This is a genomic window from Cupriavidus sp. 2SB, from assembly GCF_005503625.1.
GTDB lineage: Bacteria > Pseudomonadota > Gammaproteobacteria > Burkholderiales > Burkholderiaceae > Cupriavidus.
Window position 1 is genome coordinate 23,679 of the sequence record NZ_SCMX01000066.1, and the last position, 15,230, is coordinate 38,908.

The 15,230-nt window shown below is 63.4% G+C and carries 10 protein-coding genes; 3 read left to right on the forward strand and 7 right to left on the reverse strand.

The genetic code is table 11. The features are described 5' to 3' along the window. Positions 1-7: 7 nt before the first annotated feature. Both FFS21_RS24455 and FFS21_RS24460 read right to left on the reverse strand, forming a co-directional pair. Entirely contained in the window at positions 8-2,203 is a 2,196-nt protein-coding gene (locus tag FFS21_RS24455; protein WP_137927293.1) for a phosphocholine-specific phospholipase C, read from the reverse strand. A 68-nt stretch (positions 2,204-2,271) separates the two neighbouring features. After that, positions 2,272-2,475 carry a hypothetical protein gene (locus tag FFS21_RS24460; RefSeq protein ID WP_137927294.1) on the reverse strand — a complete coding sequence of 68 codons (204 nt, stop codon included), beginning with the start codon at positions 2,473-2,475 and terminating at the stop codon, positions 2,272-2,274. Between the two features lie 391 nt (positions 2,476-2,866). Here FFS21_RS24460 and trhA point away from each other — a divergent pair, with 391 nt between their 5' ends. After that, complete coding sequence (gene trhA / locus FFS21_RS24465) at positions 2,867-3,484, forward strand: PAQR family membrane homeostasis protein TrhA (protein ID WP_137927295.1); 618 nt, start codon at positions 2,867-2,869, stop codon at positions 3,482-3,484. Positions 3,485-3,541: 57 nt separating this feature from the next. Here trhA and FFS21_RS24470 read toward each other — a convergent pair whose 3' ends face one another. The 4 genes from FFS21_RS24470 to FFS21_RS24485 form a co-directional block, all read right to left on the reverse strand. Continuing rightward, on the reverse strand, positions 3,542-5,065 hold the full coding sequence (locus FFS21_RS24470) for a tripartite tricarboxylate transporter permease (protein WP_137927296.1): 1,524 nt from the start codon (positions 5,063-5,065) through the stop codon (positions 3,542-3,544). A gap of 9 nt (positions 5,066-5,074) precedes the next feature. Continuing rightward, entirely contained in the window at positions 5,075-5,578 is a 504-nt protein-coding gene (locus tag FFS21_RS24475) for a tripartite tricarboxylate transporter TctB family protein (protein WP_137927297.1), read from the reverse strand. A gap of 176 nt (positions 5,579-5,754) precedes the next feature. Then, positions 5,755-6,759 carry a Bug family tripartite tricarboxylate transporter substrate binding protein gene (locus FFS21_RS24480; protein WP_137927298.1) on the reverse strand — a complete coding sequence of 335 codons (1,005 nt, stop codon included), beginning with the start codon at positions 6,757-6,759 and terminating at the stop codon, positions 5,755-5,757. 232 nt (positions 6,760-6,991) lie between these two features. Continuing rightward, on the reverse strand, positions 6,992-8,197 hold the full coding sequence (locus FFS21_RS24485; protein ID WP_137927299.1) for a pyridoxal-phosphate-dependent aminotransferase family protein: 1,206 nt from the start codon (positions 8,195-8,197) through the stop codon (positions 6,992-6,994). Between the two features lie 250 nt (positions 8,198-8,447). Here FFS21_RS24485 and FFS21_RS24490 point away from each other — a divergent pair, with 250 nt between their 5' ends. After that, positions 8,448-9,140, forward strand: coding sequence for a GntR family transcriptional regulator (locus FFS21_RS24490; RefSeq protein ID WP_137927300.1), 693 nt, complete (start codon positions 8,448-8,450; stop codon positions 9,138-9,140). Between the two features lie 76 nt (positions 9,141-9,216). Then, positions 9,217-12,237 (forward strand): FAD-binding and (Fe-S)-binding domain-containing protein, encoded by a 3,021-nt coding sequence (locus tag FFS21_RS24495; protein WP_137927301.1) that lies wholly within the window; start codon positions 9,217-9,219, stop codon positions 12,235-12,237. Between the two features lie 194 nt (positions 12,238-12,431). Here the strand turns inward: FFS21_RS24495 and FFS21_RS24500 are convergent, their stop codons facing one another. After that, positions 12,432-14,873 (reverse strand): penicillin acylase family protein, encoded by a 2,442-nt coding sequence (locus FFS21_RS24500; RefSeq protein ID WP_137927302.1) that lies wholly within the window; start codon positions 14,871-14,873, stop codon positions 12,432-12,434. Between the last annotated feature and the right edge of the window lie 357 nt (positions 14,874-15,230).

A 15,230-nucleotide genomic window follows, 5' to 3' on the forward strand; every position in this document is an offset into this window, starting at 1 on the left:
TGTCCGATTACGCCACCACGCCCATGGCCGGATCGCTGATCGAATCCTTGCCGTTCTCGATGCGGCCCGCGATGCGGCGACGGAACGACGGCGCGATATCGCAGGCGATCTCGAAGTCGTACCAGTTTCCGCTATCGCCCAGCGGCCACGCCAGTTCGCCCACGGCGCCCGGCGCCACGGTCTTGCTCCACGGGCCATCGGTGCGATACGCCCTGGCCGCCGCGCTGAACGTGCAGGGCTTGTCGCCACGGTTGAACAGCTTGACCTGCAGTTGCGGCGGATCGCACAGCTCGTAGCAGACCTGGATCTCGGCGGTGGCCTGCTCGCTGACGTTACCAATGAACTCGCGGTGATAACCGTTCGGTCCGATCACCCACAGGTCGTACTTGCCGTTGTCGGCCGCCACACTCCACACGCCATCCAGGGTCTTGCCGGCTTCCACCACATAGCGACGCGGAATGGCATCGAGGTGCAGCTTGTCGTAGACATGGAACACCGCACCCGCCGCACCGCCGTTGGCGAAGCTCAGCGTCACCGTCTTGCCCGTGGCATCGGCGCGCGACGTGGTGTGCAGCTCGTACGGCAGTGCGCGCGAAGGACGCGTGCCGGTCTGCTGCACGGGCGTGACCGGGGTAGTGGGGACCGGAATCGCGGCCATCGCCGCCTGCGAAATCGCGAGGTTGTCCACTGTCACCTTCGTGCTGCGTCCGGCCAGCGTCGGCAACGCCTGCGCGTTCGGATTGACGAAGTTGAACGCCGAGGTCAGGTCACCGCACACCGCGCGACGATACGCGCCGATCTGCGGCTCCTTCACGCCGAAGCGCTTCTCCAGGAACAGCAGCGTCGAGGTGTGATCGAACGTCTGCGAATTGACGAAGCCGCCACGGCTCCATGGCGAGACGATCCACATCGGCACGCGCGGGCCCGGGCCGAACGGCTTGCCGTCGATCGGCGCCTGGGCGTTCTGGGTGGTCGTGGCCGGCGGATAGTTGTGGTACTCGAACGCCATGTCGGCATCGGCCAGCGTGCTGCCACCAGCGAGCGAGCCATCGGTGTTGCGCGACGGCGCCGAAGGCGGCGGCAGGTGATCGAAGAAGCCGTCGTTCTCGTCGTAATTGATCAGCAGAACGGTCTTGCTGAAGACCTCGGGGTTGGCCGTCAGTGCATCCAGCACCTGCTGCACATACCAGCCGCCCTGTGCGGGGCTCGACGGTCCCGGGTGTTCGCTGTAAAGCGACGGCGGGATGATCCACGAAATTTCGGGCAGCGTGCCGTTGGCGATATCGTCGCGGAAGGATTGCAGCAGGCCATCGGGCATGGTGTTGCCGAAGCCCTTGGCCAGCGGACTCAAAGCATCGTCGATGGCCGGATCGTAGGCAGGCGACACAGCGGGGAGTGCCACGGGGCGTCGTCCCGCCGGCATCGATTCCATGGCAGCGCGCCAGTGCTTGAAGCCCATCATCTCGTTGCAGCCGTAGTTGTCCGCCAAGCTCTGGTAGACCTTCCAGCTCACGTTGGCATCGACGAGACGATCCGCATACGTCTTCCAGTCCCAGCCTGCCGTGGACGGTCCCACGTCATTGCCGCCATTGAACTCGTTGACCATGGCCGAGACACCGCTGCCACTCGGGCCGTTGGTGCCGGTCCAGTAGTACAGGCGGTTCGGGATCGTGCCCGTGTGCATCGAGCAGTGGTAGGCGTCGCACAGCGTGAACGCATCGGCCAGCGCACGCTGGAACGGTACTTCGGCCGTCTCGTAGTACGACATCGACAACCGGTTCTTGGCCACCGGCCAGCGGTTCATGCGGCCATGATCCCACGCTGCCTGACCATTGGGCCACGTATGCGGCGTGCTGCCGGCGCGCTGCGCGTTGCCCAGCTTGGCATCGAGGCGGTATGGCGTGAGCGTGTTGTTGGTGGCGTCGGTCTGGAAGAACGCGTTCTGACCGTTGGCCAGCGGAATCGCGAAGCGGTCGCCATAGCCGCGCACACCCTTGAACGTGCCGAAGTAGCTGTCGAACGAACGGTTCTCCAGCATCAGCAGCACCACGTGCTTGACGTCGTTGATCGTGCCAGTGGCGTTGTTGGCCTCAATGGCCAGCGCGCGGCGGATGCTCGGCGGGAACGATGCCAGCGTGGCGGCGGCAGCAGCCGTGCCGACCGTGTTGCGCAGGAACTTGCGCTTGGATGGGTTGAAAGTCATGCCGGGTCCGGGGAATGGATAGTTGTTTGGGACTGACTGTTTTCAGCGGGGCGGGCCGTCACTTGCCTTCAGGGCGCGGGCGCGCAGTGAGCCGTGGTGCAGGCCGTGGGCGTAGTGCCGCCGTTACCGCCATTGCCGCCGCCAGTGGCCGGAGGCGTCGGGTTGTTGTTGTCGTCGCCGCCGCAGGCGCTCAGCAGCAGGGCCAGGGACAGCAGGCCGGCACCCAGCACCGGCCTGATCACGCGCGAATGAACGGGAGTTGTGCTTGTCATGTGTCGAGGTCGAGGAGTCGAAAGACGGGCCGAGCAACAACAATCCAGGTGCCCGGGCGCGTTCTCGGCCGCGTTTGTCTTTCCAAATGTCTTGATTGACGGGGGGCACCCCTCGCCCGGGGGGATATCCGATGCGAGACCGGCAGTCTCGTCGCTTGATATGTCAATGATGTGACCAGAGCGATACGAATCGATCGTTTGAATGCAGATGCATTGCGAATGAACATCCGGCAGCCACGGTAGCGATACTGCAGCCCCGGTGCGCAAGGGCGCCCATGTCAAACCCTTTCCAGATGATGAAATGACCCTGCTTCTTCCGGCAAAATCACCCAACTTCGCGATCCATGCCAGAATAAGCGCCTGATTCACCTCGCAACTTGGAGCCATCAGGATGTATCGCGGCGAACGGTTCAATGGGTATAGCCACCTCGCGGGCGCAGTGCTGGCCGCGGCTGGCATGGCGGTGCTGGTCACTTACTCGGCGCTCTACCACGACGCCTGGAAGGTGGTCAGTTCCGTGGTCTATGGCACCACGCTAGTTCTGCTCTACACCATCTCCACCGTCTATCACAGCGTGCGCGGACCGGCCAAGGACGTTCTCCGGCGGCTCGACTACTGCGCCATCTACCTGCTGATCGCGGGCAGCTACACACCCTTTGCACTGGTTACGCTGCGCGGCCCATGGGGCTGGGCGCTGTTCGGCATCAACTGGGGACTCGCCGCCATCGGCATCATCCAGGAACTGTGGATCGGCCATCGCACACGGATTCTGTCGCTGTCGATCTACGTGATCATGGGCTGGCTGGTGGTGATTGCCTTCCAGCCGCTGACGGCGGCATTGCAGCCCGCGGGGCTGTATTGGCTTGTGGCAGGCGGCGCGGTCTACACGGCCGGTATCGGCTTCTTTCTGTTCGACGAAAAGGTGAAGCACTTCCACGGCATCTGGCATCTGTTCGTGCTCGGTGGCAGCATCTGCCAGTTCATCAGCATCTTCTTCTACGTGGGCTGATCCACGGGTACGGCAGAAGCAGTACGGCCCGCTTGCGCGGGCCGTTTTTCATTCAGGTCATTCTCCGGCGCCTTCGTGCGCCGACACCATTCGCCGCCGCGTCTTCTCCCTGAGTCCGCCCAGCACGGGCCATACCAGGATCACCACGGCCAGCGCCATGATCGTGCCCACCAGTCCATTCGACCAGAACACATTCATTTCGCCCTGCGACATCAGCATGGTCTGGCGGAACGCATCCTCGGCGCGATCACCGAGCACCAGCGCCAGCACCAGCGGTGCCAGCGGATAGTCGAGCTTCTTCAGCACATAGCCGATCACGCCGAAGATCAGCATCAGCCAGACGTCGAACATCGCGTTATGCACAGTGAATGCGCCAATCGCACAGACCACCAGGATCAGCGGCGCGATGATCGCAAACGGGATGCGCAGGATCGCGGCGAACAACGGCACCGTAGAGAGCACCACGATCAACCCTGCGATATTGCCCAGGTACATGCTGGCGATCAGGCCCCATACGAACGTCTTCTGCTCGGTGAACAGCAGCGGCCCCGGCTGCAGACCCCAGATCATCAGACCGCCAAGCAGCACGGCCGCCGTGGCGGAACCTGGGATGCCCAGCGCCAGCATCGGCAGCAGCGCACTCGTGCCCGCCGCATGCGCAGCGCATTCCGGTGCGATCACCCCCTCGACATTGCCCTTGCCGAACGTGTCCTTCTGGCGCGAGAAGCGCTTGGCCACGCCGTAGCCCATGAACGATGCTGCCGTGGCACCGCCCGGCGTCACGCCGAGCCAGCAGCCGATGATCGACGAGCGGATCAGCGTCATCCAGTAGCGCGGCAATTCGGCCCATGTCTTGAGCACCACCTTGAGATCGATGTTGGCGCGCTTGCCACGAAACGCGATGCCCTCTTCCATCGTCATCAGGATTTCGCTGATACCGAACAGGCCAATCACGACGACGAGGAAGTCGAAGCCGCGCAGCATTTCGGTGGAGCCGAATGTCATGCGCAGCGTGCCCGATACCGTGTCCATGCCCACCGCCGCCAGCGCAAAGCCGATACACATCGCGATGACGATCTTGGCCTTGGGTTCCTTGCCCATGCCGACGAAGCTGCAGAACGTCAGGAAGTACACCGCGAAAAATTCCGGTGGCCCGAAGCGCAATGCGAATTTCGCCACCAACGGCGCCAGGAACGTGATCAGCAACACACCGGCCAGCGCCCCGAGGAACGATCCCGTGAATGCCGAGGTCAGTGCGCGTCCCGCCTCGCCCTGCTGCGCCATGGGATAGCCATCGAATGTGGTGGCCACCGACCAGGCCTCGCCGGGGATATTGAACAGGATCGACGTGATGGCGCCGCCGAACAACGCGCCCCAGTAGATGCACGACAACATGATCACGGCCGATGTGGGTTCCATCGAGAATGTCAGCGGCAGCAGGATGGCCACGCCATTCGGTCCACCCAGACCCGGCAGCACGCCCACCACGATGCCGAGCAGGATGCCCACAAGCATAAGCCCGACGTTGTGCCACGACATCGCGACGGCAAAGCCGCCCATCAGCGAATTGAGTTCTTCCATGGTCGCCCCTTAGAAGCCGAGCGCCGCTTCGAGCGGACCCTTCGGCAGCGGCACGCGGAATTGCAGCTCGAAGACCCAGAACAGCACCGCATTGATCGCCACGCCCGTCAGCACCGCGCGCCACCACGCGAACTTGCCGATCACGCGCATGAAGCCCGCAATGAAGATGGCCGACGCCACGTAGATGCCGAGCCACGCAATCAGCCCGATGTAAGCCGTGAGCGGCACCAGAATCACCGCAACCTGTTTCAACTGCGGCACCGTGACGAACACTGCCTCGCGATCCATTCGCCGCGCCTGCCACAGCACCACCAGGCACGCGATAAAGATCAACGCGCCGATGCGCATCGGAAAGTAACCTGCCTCCGGACCATCCGGCGCCCAGCCAGCACCGATCTGGTAGTTGTTCACCATCACCACCACCGCGCCGATCGCAATCAGCAGCGCCACGGCAATCTCCGCCGCCCGCACCGATATCGCGGCCGGCGCGGCGTCGTGTGTTTCGTTGTTCATGGGGATTTCCTCTCTGTTGGTTTGCTCCCCTCTCCCGCTGTGCGGGAGAGGGGTTGGGGGAGAGGGCTGGAGGTTCTGCTTGCCGACTATTGGCAATTTGTACCGCTGGCCCTCACCCCCCGCCCCTCTCCCGCCATGCGGGAGAGGGGAGACAACAATCGGTGAGAGTCGAGGCCCTACTTCGCCGCCGCCACGAACCCAGCTTCCTTGATGATGTCCTTGTGCCGCGCTTCATCGGCAGTCAGGAACTCCGTCAGCTTGGGTCCGGTGAGGAAATCGTTCTTGAGCGCGTTTTTCTCCAGGTATTCCTTCCACTCGGGCGTGGCCACTACCTTCTGCATCAGATCCACGTAGAACTTCTGCTGGTCCGGCGTCACGCCACCGGGCAGCATGAACACGCGCAGCATCTGGTATTGCACATCGAGGCCCTGCTCCTTGCAGGTGGGGATGTCGCCCCAGCTTTGCGTGCCGGTGATCTTGGCCGAGTAGTGCATGCGCTCCGGTGCAAAGACGCACAGTGCGCGATGTTCGCCGGCACGCCATTGCCCGATGGATTCGGAAGGATTGTTGACGTTGGAATCGATATGCTTGCCCGACAATTGCGTGGCCGCCTCGCCGCCGCCCTTGTACGGGATGTAGATAAAGCGCACACCAGCCTTGCGTTCGGTCTGCGCGGTGATGATCTGGTCTTCGCGCTTGGAACTCGTGCCGCCCATCTTGAATTTGGACGGCGTCTTCTTCACGTCGGCGAGGTAGTCGGATGGCGTCTTGTACGGGGCTTCGGCGTTGGTCCACAGCACGAACTCGTCCTGCGCCACCATCGCTACCGGCGTCAGGTCGCGCCAATTGAATGGCAACTGGCTGATCATCGGCACCGTGTACAGCGCCGATGATGTGACCAACAGCTTGTGCGGATCGCCCTTCGAGGCCTTCGCGTCCATCAACCCTTCCGCGCCGCTGGCGCCCGCCTTGTTCACCACGATCATCGGTTGGCCCATCAGCTTGTGCTTGGCGATGATGCCCTGGATGGAGCGCGCCATCTGGTCAGAGGCCCCGCCCGCGCTGAACGGCACCACAAGCTCGACCGGCTTGGTCGGTTCCCACGCAAAGGCCGGAGCGGCCCAGGTCACACCAAACAGCGAAGCACACGCTAGCGCGCGTGCGGCATAACGCAACGTCATGATCTGTCTCCTAGGGTGATGACGGGACGCCTCTGAGGGGCGGCCTCGGGTTTTTTTGCTTCTTGTTTTACCGCTTGTCTTGCTCCCCTCTCCCGTGGAACGGGAGAGGGGTTGGGGGAGAGGGCCATGCGGTTCTGCTTGCCGACCTCTCTCGATTTGAGCCACTTGCCCTCTCCCCCGCCCCTCTCCCGCTTGCGGGAGAGGGGAGAACACCGAGAGGGGTTTAAACCAATCAAGCCGCCCGCAACGCCGGCTCAACCGCTGCTTTCTTCAAACTCTCCATCGCGGCCAGCACACCACCCGCCTTGTGCGGTACGCCTGCCAACCCAAGTCCCATCTCCACGCCGGCCAGCGTGCCCATCAGCGTCAGGTCGTTGAAGTCGCCGAGATGGCCGATGCGGAAGACCTTGCCCGACAGCTTCGACAGCCCTTGTCCCAGCGACATGTTGAAGTTCTCCAGCACGATCTTCCGGAAGGCATCGGCGTTGTGCCCTTCAGGCATGACCACGGCGGTCAGCGCGGGGCTGTATTCCGCAGGGTTCTGGCAAAGGATTTCCAGACCCCATGCCGTCACGCATGCGCGCGTGGCCGCGGCGTGACGATGATGACGCGCGAACACGTTCGGCAGTCCTTCCTCGAACAGCATGTCGCACGCCTCCGACAAGCCATAGAGCAGGTTCGTCGCCGGGGTGTACGGCCAGAAACCGTTCTTGTTCGATTCGATGATTTCGTCCCAGCCCCAGAACGCCTTCGGCAACTTCGCGTTGGCCGATGCGGCGATGGCCTTCTGGCTGACGGCGTTAAACGAGATACCTGGCGGCAGCATCAGTCCCTTCTGCGAACCCGATACGGTCACGTCCACGCCCCACTCGTCGTGGCGGTAGTCCACGGAACCCAGCGAAGAAATCGTATCGACCAGCAGCAGCGCCGGATGCTTGGCGCCGTCAATCGCGCGACGCACTGCGGCGATATCCGATGTCACGCCCGTGGACGTCTCGTTATGCACCACGCAGACAGCCTTGATCTCGTGGTTGCGATCCTCGGCCAGTCGCGCGCCGATGGCGGCGGCATCCACGCCATGGCGCCAGTCGCCCACGATGAACTCGGGATTCAGGCCGAGCTTATCGGCCATCTTCTTCCACAGCGATGCGAAGTGGCCGGTCTCGAACATCAGCACCTTGTCGCCCGCTGACAACGTATTGACCAGCGCCGCCTCCCACGCGCCCGTGCCGGACGCGGGATAGATCACCACGGGCTGTGCGGTCTGGAACACCTTGCGGATATCGGCCAGCACCTTCTTGCCGAGTTGCTGGAATTCGGGGCCACGGTGATCGATGGTCGGATAGTCCATCGCGCGCAGCACGCGATCCGGCACATTGGTCGGTCCGGGAATCTGCAGGAAGTGCCGGCCGCTGGGATGGGAATTCAGTCGGATCATGTCGCCTCGTATCCTTATGTTTGAATTTTGTATTCAAAAAACAGATGCGCACTGCAGGTCTGGCATGCGGGATAATGTTGCCCGGGGCAAATCCCGCCGATTCCGCACAAATCCCTTATAAATCAACGATTGCAAGGGGTTCGAGCCAGCCTTTGCGCGGCTTCCGGAGGCGTCAACGACACCGGAACGCGGTTCGTGCTTGCCCCAGAGTAGTTTTTGAATACAATACTGTCAAGCCAAGCGATCCCTGATGAGCACGCTACCGACCGCATCCTCCCAAGCCGTAGACCGCCAGATCCTGCATGTGGCCGTGGCCCAGCGCCTGCGCACCATGATCATGGAAGGCGATCTCGCGCCCGGCACCCGCCTGAACGAACGCGTGCTGTGTGATCTGCTGCAGGTGTCGCGCACACCGTTGCGCGAAGCGTTCAAGGTACTGGCTGCCGACGGGCTGGTGACGCTGCTGCCGAACCGTGGTGCCGAGGTGGTGGTGCTGTCGCAGGAGACCATCAATCACCTGTTCGAAATGATGGGCGCGCTGGAGGCGATGTCCGGCGACCTCGCCTGTCAGCGCATCACCGAAGCCGAACTCAACGAGATCCGCGCGCTGCACTACGAAATGCTCGCGTGCCATGCGCGCCGCGACCTGCCCAATTACTACGCGCTGAACCGTCGCATCCACGACGCCATCAACGCTGCCGCACGTAATCCGATCCTGGAGGAGACTTATCGCCGCATCAACCTGCGTATCCAGGCGCTGCGCTTCCGCTCGAACTTCGATCACGACAAATGGGACCTGGCCGTGCAGGAGCACGGGGCCATGCTCGATGCGTTGTCGAAGCGGGACGGCGGCGCGCTGCGCGAGATCTTGCGCGCGCATTTGCAGCACAAGCACGACGCACTGATTGCCGAACTAGAACGCGTACAGGACGCCGCCGCCTGAACGCGTCACGCGCAGCCGCGCGTGCAACGCCATGGCGACGTGTCCGAGTACTCGCAACCCGGAGACATCCCTGCCCATGGCACTGCCCGTTACCCCCACGCCACCCGGCGTGCAACCGCTTCGCTTCATGCCCGGCGCGGCGTCCGCGCCCGATCTGCAATCGCCGCTGTATCGCCGCCTTGCCGCCGAGATGCGCGGCAAGGTGCTGTTCGATCGCGCGAGCCGTGGCCGCTATGCCACCGATGCGTCGATCTACCAGATCATGCCGATTGGCGTGGTGGTGCCGCACGATGAAGCCGATGCAAGACTCGCACTCGATATCGCACGCGACTTCAAGGCACCCCTGCTGCCGCGCGGCGGCGGCACCAGCCAGTGCGGCCAGACCATTGGCGAAGCACTGGTCATCGACAACAGCAAGTTCCTGAACCAGGTCATCGATTTCGATCCCGTGGCGCGCACGGTCACCGTGCAGCCCGGCATCGTGCTCGATCACCTGAACGCGTGGCTCAAGCCGCATGGGCTGTGGTTTCCGGTGGATGTCTCCACCGCCGCGCAATGCACGATCGGTGGCATGACCGGCAACAACTCGTGCGGATCGCGCTCCATCCAGTACGGCAACATGGTGCACAACGTGCTGGGCATCGATGCGATTCTCGCCAGCGGCGAGGAAGTGCGCTTCGATGCGAACTGGCCAGCGGACACCGCTCCGCATCGTGCGATTGCCGATGGCGTGCGGCGCATCGCCGAACGCGAGCGCGAAGCCATCGCGCAGATGTACCCCAAGGTGCTGCGACGCGTAGGTGGCTACAACCTCGACCTGTTTGCGCCGCAGAACGAACGTCCCTACACCACTGACGGCAGCGTCAATCTTGCGCACCTGCTGGTCGGTTCAGAAGGCACGCTGGCCTACTTCCGCCAGATCACGCTGCAGCTTGCACCGCTGCCCACGCACAAGACGCTTGGCGTGGTGAATTTCCCCACGTTCTACCAGTCGATGGACATGACGCGCCATATCGTCGCGCTCAAGCCCGCGGCCGTGGAACTGGTGGACCGCACGATGATCGATCTCGCGCGCAACAATCCGGCCTTCCGTCCCGTCATCGACCGCGCACTGGTTGGCGAACCCGATGCGATCCTGCTCGTCGAGTTTGCCGGCGAGGACCGCGACGCCACGCTGCGCGGCTTGCAGCAACTGGTTGAGTTGATGGCCGATCTCGGCCTGCCCGGCTCTGTGGTGGAGATGCCTGATGCCGGTCCGCAGAAGGCGCTGTGGGAAGTGCGCAAGTCCGGCCTGAACATCATGATGAGCATGAAGGGCGACGGCAAACCCGTGTCCTTCATCGAAGATTGCGCGGTGCCGCTCGAACACCTGGCCGAGTACACCTCGCGCCTGACCGAGGTGTTCCACAAGCACGGGACGCGCGGCACGTGGTACGCGCACGCCAGCGTGGGCACGCTGCACGTGCGGCCTATCCTCGACATGCGCCGCGACGGCGCGGGCAAGATGCGCGCCATTGCCGAGGAAGCCGCAGCGATGGTGCGCGAGTACAAGGGCGCGTACTCGGGCGAGCATGGCGATGGGCTGTGTCGCGGCGAATGGGTGGCCTGGCAGTTCGGGCCATCGCTCGCCAATGCATTTGCCGAAGTGAAGGCGCTGTTCGATCCCGACAATCGCTGCAATCCCGGCAAGATCGTCCGCACGCCGAAGATGGACGAGACCGCGCTGTTCCGCTTTCCGCCAACCTATACGGTGACACCGCTAACGCCTGCGCTCGACTGGTCGGCGTGGAACGTGACGCGTGACCCCGTCACCGAGGAAGAAAGCGCACCGGGCACAGGTCGCGACCCTGCACTCGGACTGGCCGCTGCGGTGGAGATGTGCAACAACAACGGCCACTGCCGCAAGTTCGACGCCGGCACGATGTGTCCGAGCTATCGCGTCACGCGCGACGAGCAGCATCTGACGCGCGGCCGTGCCAACACGCTGCGACTTGCGCTGTCGGGCCAGTTGGGCAATGAAGGACTGCTCGACCCCGCCGTGAAAGAGACGATGGATCTGTGCGTGTCGTGCAAGGGCTGCAAGCGCGATTGCCCCACCGGCATCGACATGGCGAAGATGAAGATCGAAGTGCGCGCCGCCAACGCACGCGCGGGCAAACTGCGCATGCGTGATCGGCTCGTCGCGTTCCTGCCGCGCTATGCGGGAGCCGCCAGCCGCATGCCGTGGCTGTTCAATCTGCGCGATAGCGTGCCGGGTCTCGCACAACTTGGCGAACGCGTACTCGGCATCTCGGCCAAACGTTCGCTGCCGCGCTGGCAATCGGCTTTTCTGGGCGAGAACTATGTGGCGCCCACTACCGGCGGCAAGGAAGTGGTGCTGTTCGTCGACACCTTCAACAACCACATGGAACCCGAGAACGCCCGCGCCGCGCAGCGCGTGCTGGAAGCTGCGGGCTACACCGTGCACCTCTCCGGTGTACCGGGCGAGCGACCGCTCTGTTGCGGCCGCACGTTCCTGGCCGCAGGGCTTGTCGATGAAGCGAAGACCGAGGCAAAACGCGCGCTCGATGCGCTGCTGCCGTTCGTCTCGCGCGGCGTAGCGGTGGTGGGACTGGAGCCCTCATGCCTGCTGTCGATGCGCGACGAGTTCCTGCAATACGGCTACGGAGACGCCGCGCGGCAGCTCGCAGACAACGCGTTCCTCTTCGAGGAGTTCCTGGTCCGCGAACGCGCAGCGGGACGCTTCGAGCCAACGTTCAAACCTATCGGCCATGCGCAGGCGCTGCTGCACGGTCATTGCCACCAGAAGGCGTTCGATGCGGTACGTCCGGTGGAACAGGTGCTCGGCTGGATTCCGGACCTCAAGACCTCGCTGATCGAATCGTCTTGCTGCGGCATGGCGGGCAGCTTTGGTTATGAGGCTGAGCACCATGAGGTGTCGATGCGGATGGGCGAGTTGTCGTTGTTGCCTGCGGTGCGGAAGGCCGATGCGCAGACGCTGGTGGTGGCGGATGGGACGAGCTGCCGCCATCAGATTCATGATGGGGCCGGGAGAGAGGCGGTGCACGTGGCGCGGGTGTTGGAGATGGCGTTGTAAGCCACGCATCCCCGCCTTGTCTTTCTCCCCTCTCCCGCATGGTTTGCTCCCCTCTCCCGCGCGCGGGAGAGGGGTTGGGGGAGAGGGCTTGAGGTTCTGCTTGCCGACTGGTGGCAATTTGAACTGCCGGCCCTCTCCCCCGCCCCTCTCCCGCCATGCGGGAGAGGGGAGAACACCAAGAGTGGATTTGGACGTTACTGCGGCACCAACTCTACCCTTTCCTTGCTCTCCTTCTCCACCGCCTTCCTTGTATAAACCAGCGGGAAATATTCCCCCTTGGCCCACAGCGGTGCCAGATCCCGATAGTGAGGGCTCGCCGGATTGCCCGACTGCCCCGGCGTGTTGATTGCGCGTGACGCATCCCAGTTGCCCACATCGAGCACCATGCGGAACGATGCGCCAGCCGTCAGCTGGAAATCGCTGTTGCGATAGCTCGTGTTCATCGGCGTAAATGACGATCCGCCAATCGGGCCCGCGTTCACGTCATACTGCGCGCGCGCATTCTGGTCGAGGATGGCATTGAGCGGATGGTTGAACACGGCGGTGTGCAGCTTGCCCCACTGCCACGTCTTCGAATCGGTGCCGAGTTTCTTCTCGATATCGCCCATCGCCACTTTCAGCGTGGACGTCATCACCTCGTTACGTTTCTCCACTGTCATCCACGTGTCGGGGCGCTCCAGCACCGCGATCACGCGGCTGGCGTCGCCTGCACCAACGAGGCGCGCCGCTTCCGGCGGCAACGCCGCACGCACCACGGCAGTTCGCAAGTGTTTGCTGAACCAGACTTCGAACAGCGCTGCGGCCGCGCTGTCCGCGCGTTCGTTGCCATCCCAATTGCGCAGCAGATCGAGACCGCGTTGCACCTGCGCATCGCTGCTGTTCAACGGCTTGAGCAGTGCCACCACACGTTGCGCGGGCAGCGATACCGTATCGTTCTGCCACGCCATCGAGTCTTCCAGCGAACTGCGCGGATTGGCGGCGACCACCGACTTCAATCGGCGCGCGCGCGAGCTGTCGCTCCACTCGTAGCCCACGCCGATCTTCGCGGCGGGATGATTCGCCGGGATATTGTTCTCGTTGGCCGTCACTACATAACCCGGCGCAGGGTTGAACGCCCACGGCAGTTCGTCCATATTGCGATAGCCGGCCCACTCGTAGCGCCCATCGCCGGGCACCGGCATCAGGCCATCCCAGTTCGGACGATTGACCGTCAGCCCGCCCGGAATCCAGCCGATGTTGCCGGAGCGGTCTGCATAGACCTGGTTCTCGCCCGGTGCACCCCAGCGATTCATCGCCGCGCGGAACTGGTCCCAGCTTTGCGCGCGCATGTAATCCATCGAACCGAAGTACGGCGCCATGCCGAGGTCAAGCCACGCCGCGCGCAGGGCGTACGCGCGATTGGTCTTGCCATCGGCGTAGAGCACCGGCCCGTGGCGCGTGTAGTCGATCGACACCTTGCGCGGCGTGGCCTCACCCTTCACGGCAATCTGCTCGGTGACGGTTTCCATCGGTTCCCAGCGGCCTTTGTAGCGATACTCGTGCGGCTGCGCAGGATTGGTCTCGTAGATATAGAGATCTTCCTGGTCCATGTAGAACCGCGTCAGGCCAAAGGCGATGGTGCCATTGTGACCAATCGAGATGCCGGGCAGGAACGGCTCGCCCGCGCCGATCACGGATAGACCCGGCGCATTCAGATGGCTGATGTAGCGCAGGCTCGGCGCGCCATGCGCGCGGTGCGGATCGTTGGCGAGAATCGGCCGACCAGTGGTGGTGCGGCTACCCGAAATCACCCAGTTGTTCGAACCCAGGCTGCGTGCGGTGTCGCTCGATGCATCGAGCGTGGCGTACAACGCATTCACCGGAATGTTCTCGGCCTTGGCCACAGGCTGCGACCACCACTCCTTGGGGAAGCGCGGCGCGGCAGTGGCGAGGTCATACGCCTTGCGCAATTCGGCCACGGGAATGTTGCAGGTGTCGAGTCCCTCCGGCACCTTCGGCTCGACGGGCGGATCCAGTTCGCGGCGCACCCAGTCGGCACGCACCGCATTCGGCTTCGCGTAGCAGAAGAGCTGCGCGCGATCGATCTCGCCTGTGAAATTGAGCGTCAGGCCGTGATGGCGGATGCGCACGATATCCTCGGCACGCCAGCGCGACGGCTTGTAGTTGAGCGCCTTGAACTCGGGCGGCAGCAACTCGGGGCGTGCCTCGACCTGCGCCACATAGGCATTCACACCCGCGACAAATGCCTCGGCCACGCGCTTCGCGTCGGAGCCATACGCCAGCCATTCGCGATACATGTCCCCGCGAAACAGCACTGCGCGCGCCATGCGATCACCTTCGACATAGGCCGGCCCGAAGTCCTTGGCCATCTCGCCGAGCCCACGCTTGCGCCATAGATCGATCTGCCAGAGCCGATCGCGCGCCGCCATGAAGCCCTGCACGTAGAAGGCGTCATACAGCGTGTTGGCGTAGATATGCGGCACACCCCAGCGATCCACGAGTACGGTGGCGGGCTTCTCCAATCCGGCTACGGTGAATTTATCGGGACCGGCGGCGTTGGCCGCGAAAGGGGCGGTGGCAAGGCACGCAACCAGGGCGGCGCGCGCAAGGGAATGCATGGGACGGGCGGCTTTCATTGCTGTTTTTCCTCGTCTGGAACTGAGTTGCGAGGATAGCCGAATGTTGGGGGTGGAGGCATCTGGCGGTGCGGCATATTGCCGACACCGTTTGCTATGCGCTCCCCTATCCCATGAAGTGGGAGAGGGGTGGGGGAGAGGGCTGGAGGCTCTGCTTGCCGACTTGTGGCGCAATTTGCACTGCTGGCCCTCTCCCCCGCCCCTCTCCCGCATGGCGGGAGAGGGGAGCAAACAATCAGTGATCGGGGCCTGTCAGTTTTTTTGTGTGCAGGACAGCTAGAGGCTTGCCGGTCGAATGGATTGGCAAGCCTGCATTCTCTCAGAGGTGCGGGTGGGTAAATCGGTCTTCGTACAACA

Excerpts from the sequence above, each read along its gene's own strand:
- FFS21_RS24455 (WP_137927293.1), bottom strand. The coding sequence starts at position 2,203 with ATGACTTTCAACCCATCCAAGCGCAAGTTCCTGCGCAACACGGTCGGC.
- FFS21_RS24460 (WP_137927294.1), bottom strand. The coding sequence starts at position 2,475 with ATGACAAGCACAACTCCCGTTCATTCGCGCGTGATCAGGCCGGTGCTG.
- trhA (WP_137927295.1), top strand. The coding sequence starts at position 2,867 with ATGTATCGCGGCGAACGGTTCAATGGGTATAGCCACCTCGCGGGCGCA.
- FFS21_RS24470 (WP_137927296.1), bottom strand. The coding sequence starts at position 5,065 with ATGGAAGAACTCAATTCGCTGATGGGCGGCTTTGCCGTCGCGATGTCG.
- FFS21_RS24475 (WP_137927297.1), bottom strand. The coding sequence starts at position 5,578 with ATGAACAACGAAACACACGACGCCGCGCCGGCCGCGATATCGGTGCGG.
- FFS21_RS24480 (WP_137927298.1), bottom strand. The coding sequence starts at position 6,759 with ATGACGTTGCGTTATGCCGCACGCGCGCTAGCGTGTGCTTCGCTGTTT.
- FFS21_RS24485 (WP_137927299.1), bottom strand. The coding sequence starts at position 8,197 with ATGATCCGACTGAATTCCCATCCCAGCGGCCGGCACTTCCTGCAGATT.
- FFS21_RS24490 (WP_137927300.1), top strand. The coding sequence starts at position 8,448 with ATGAGCACGCTACCGACCGCATCCTCCCAAGCCGTAGACCGCCAGATC.
- FFS21_RS24495 (WP_137927301.1), top strand. The coding sequence starts at position 9,217 with ATGGCACTGCCCGTTACCCCCACGCCACCCGGCGTGCAACCGCTTCGC.
- FFS21_RS24500 (WP_137927302.1), bottom strand. The coding sequence starts at position 14,873 with ATGAAAGCCGCCCGTCCCATGCATTCCCTTGCGCGCGCCGCCCTGGTT.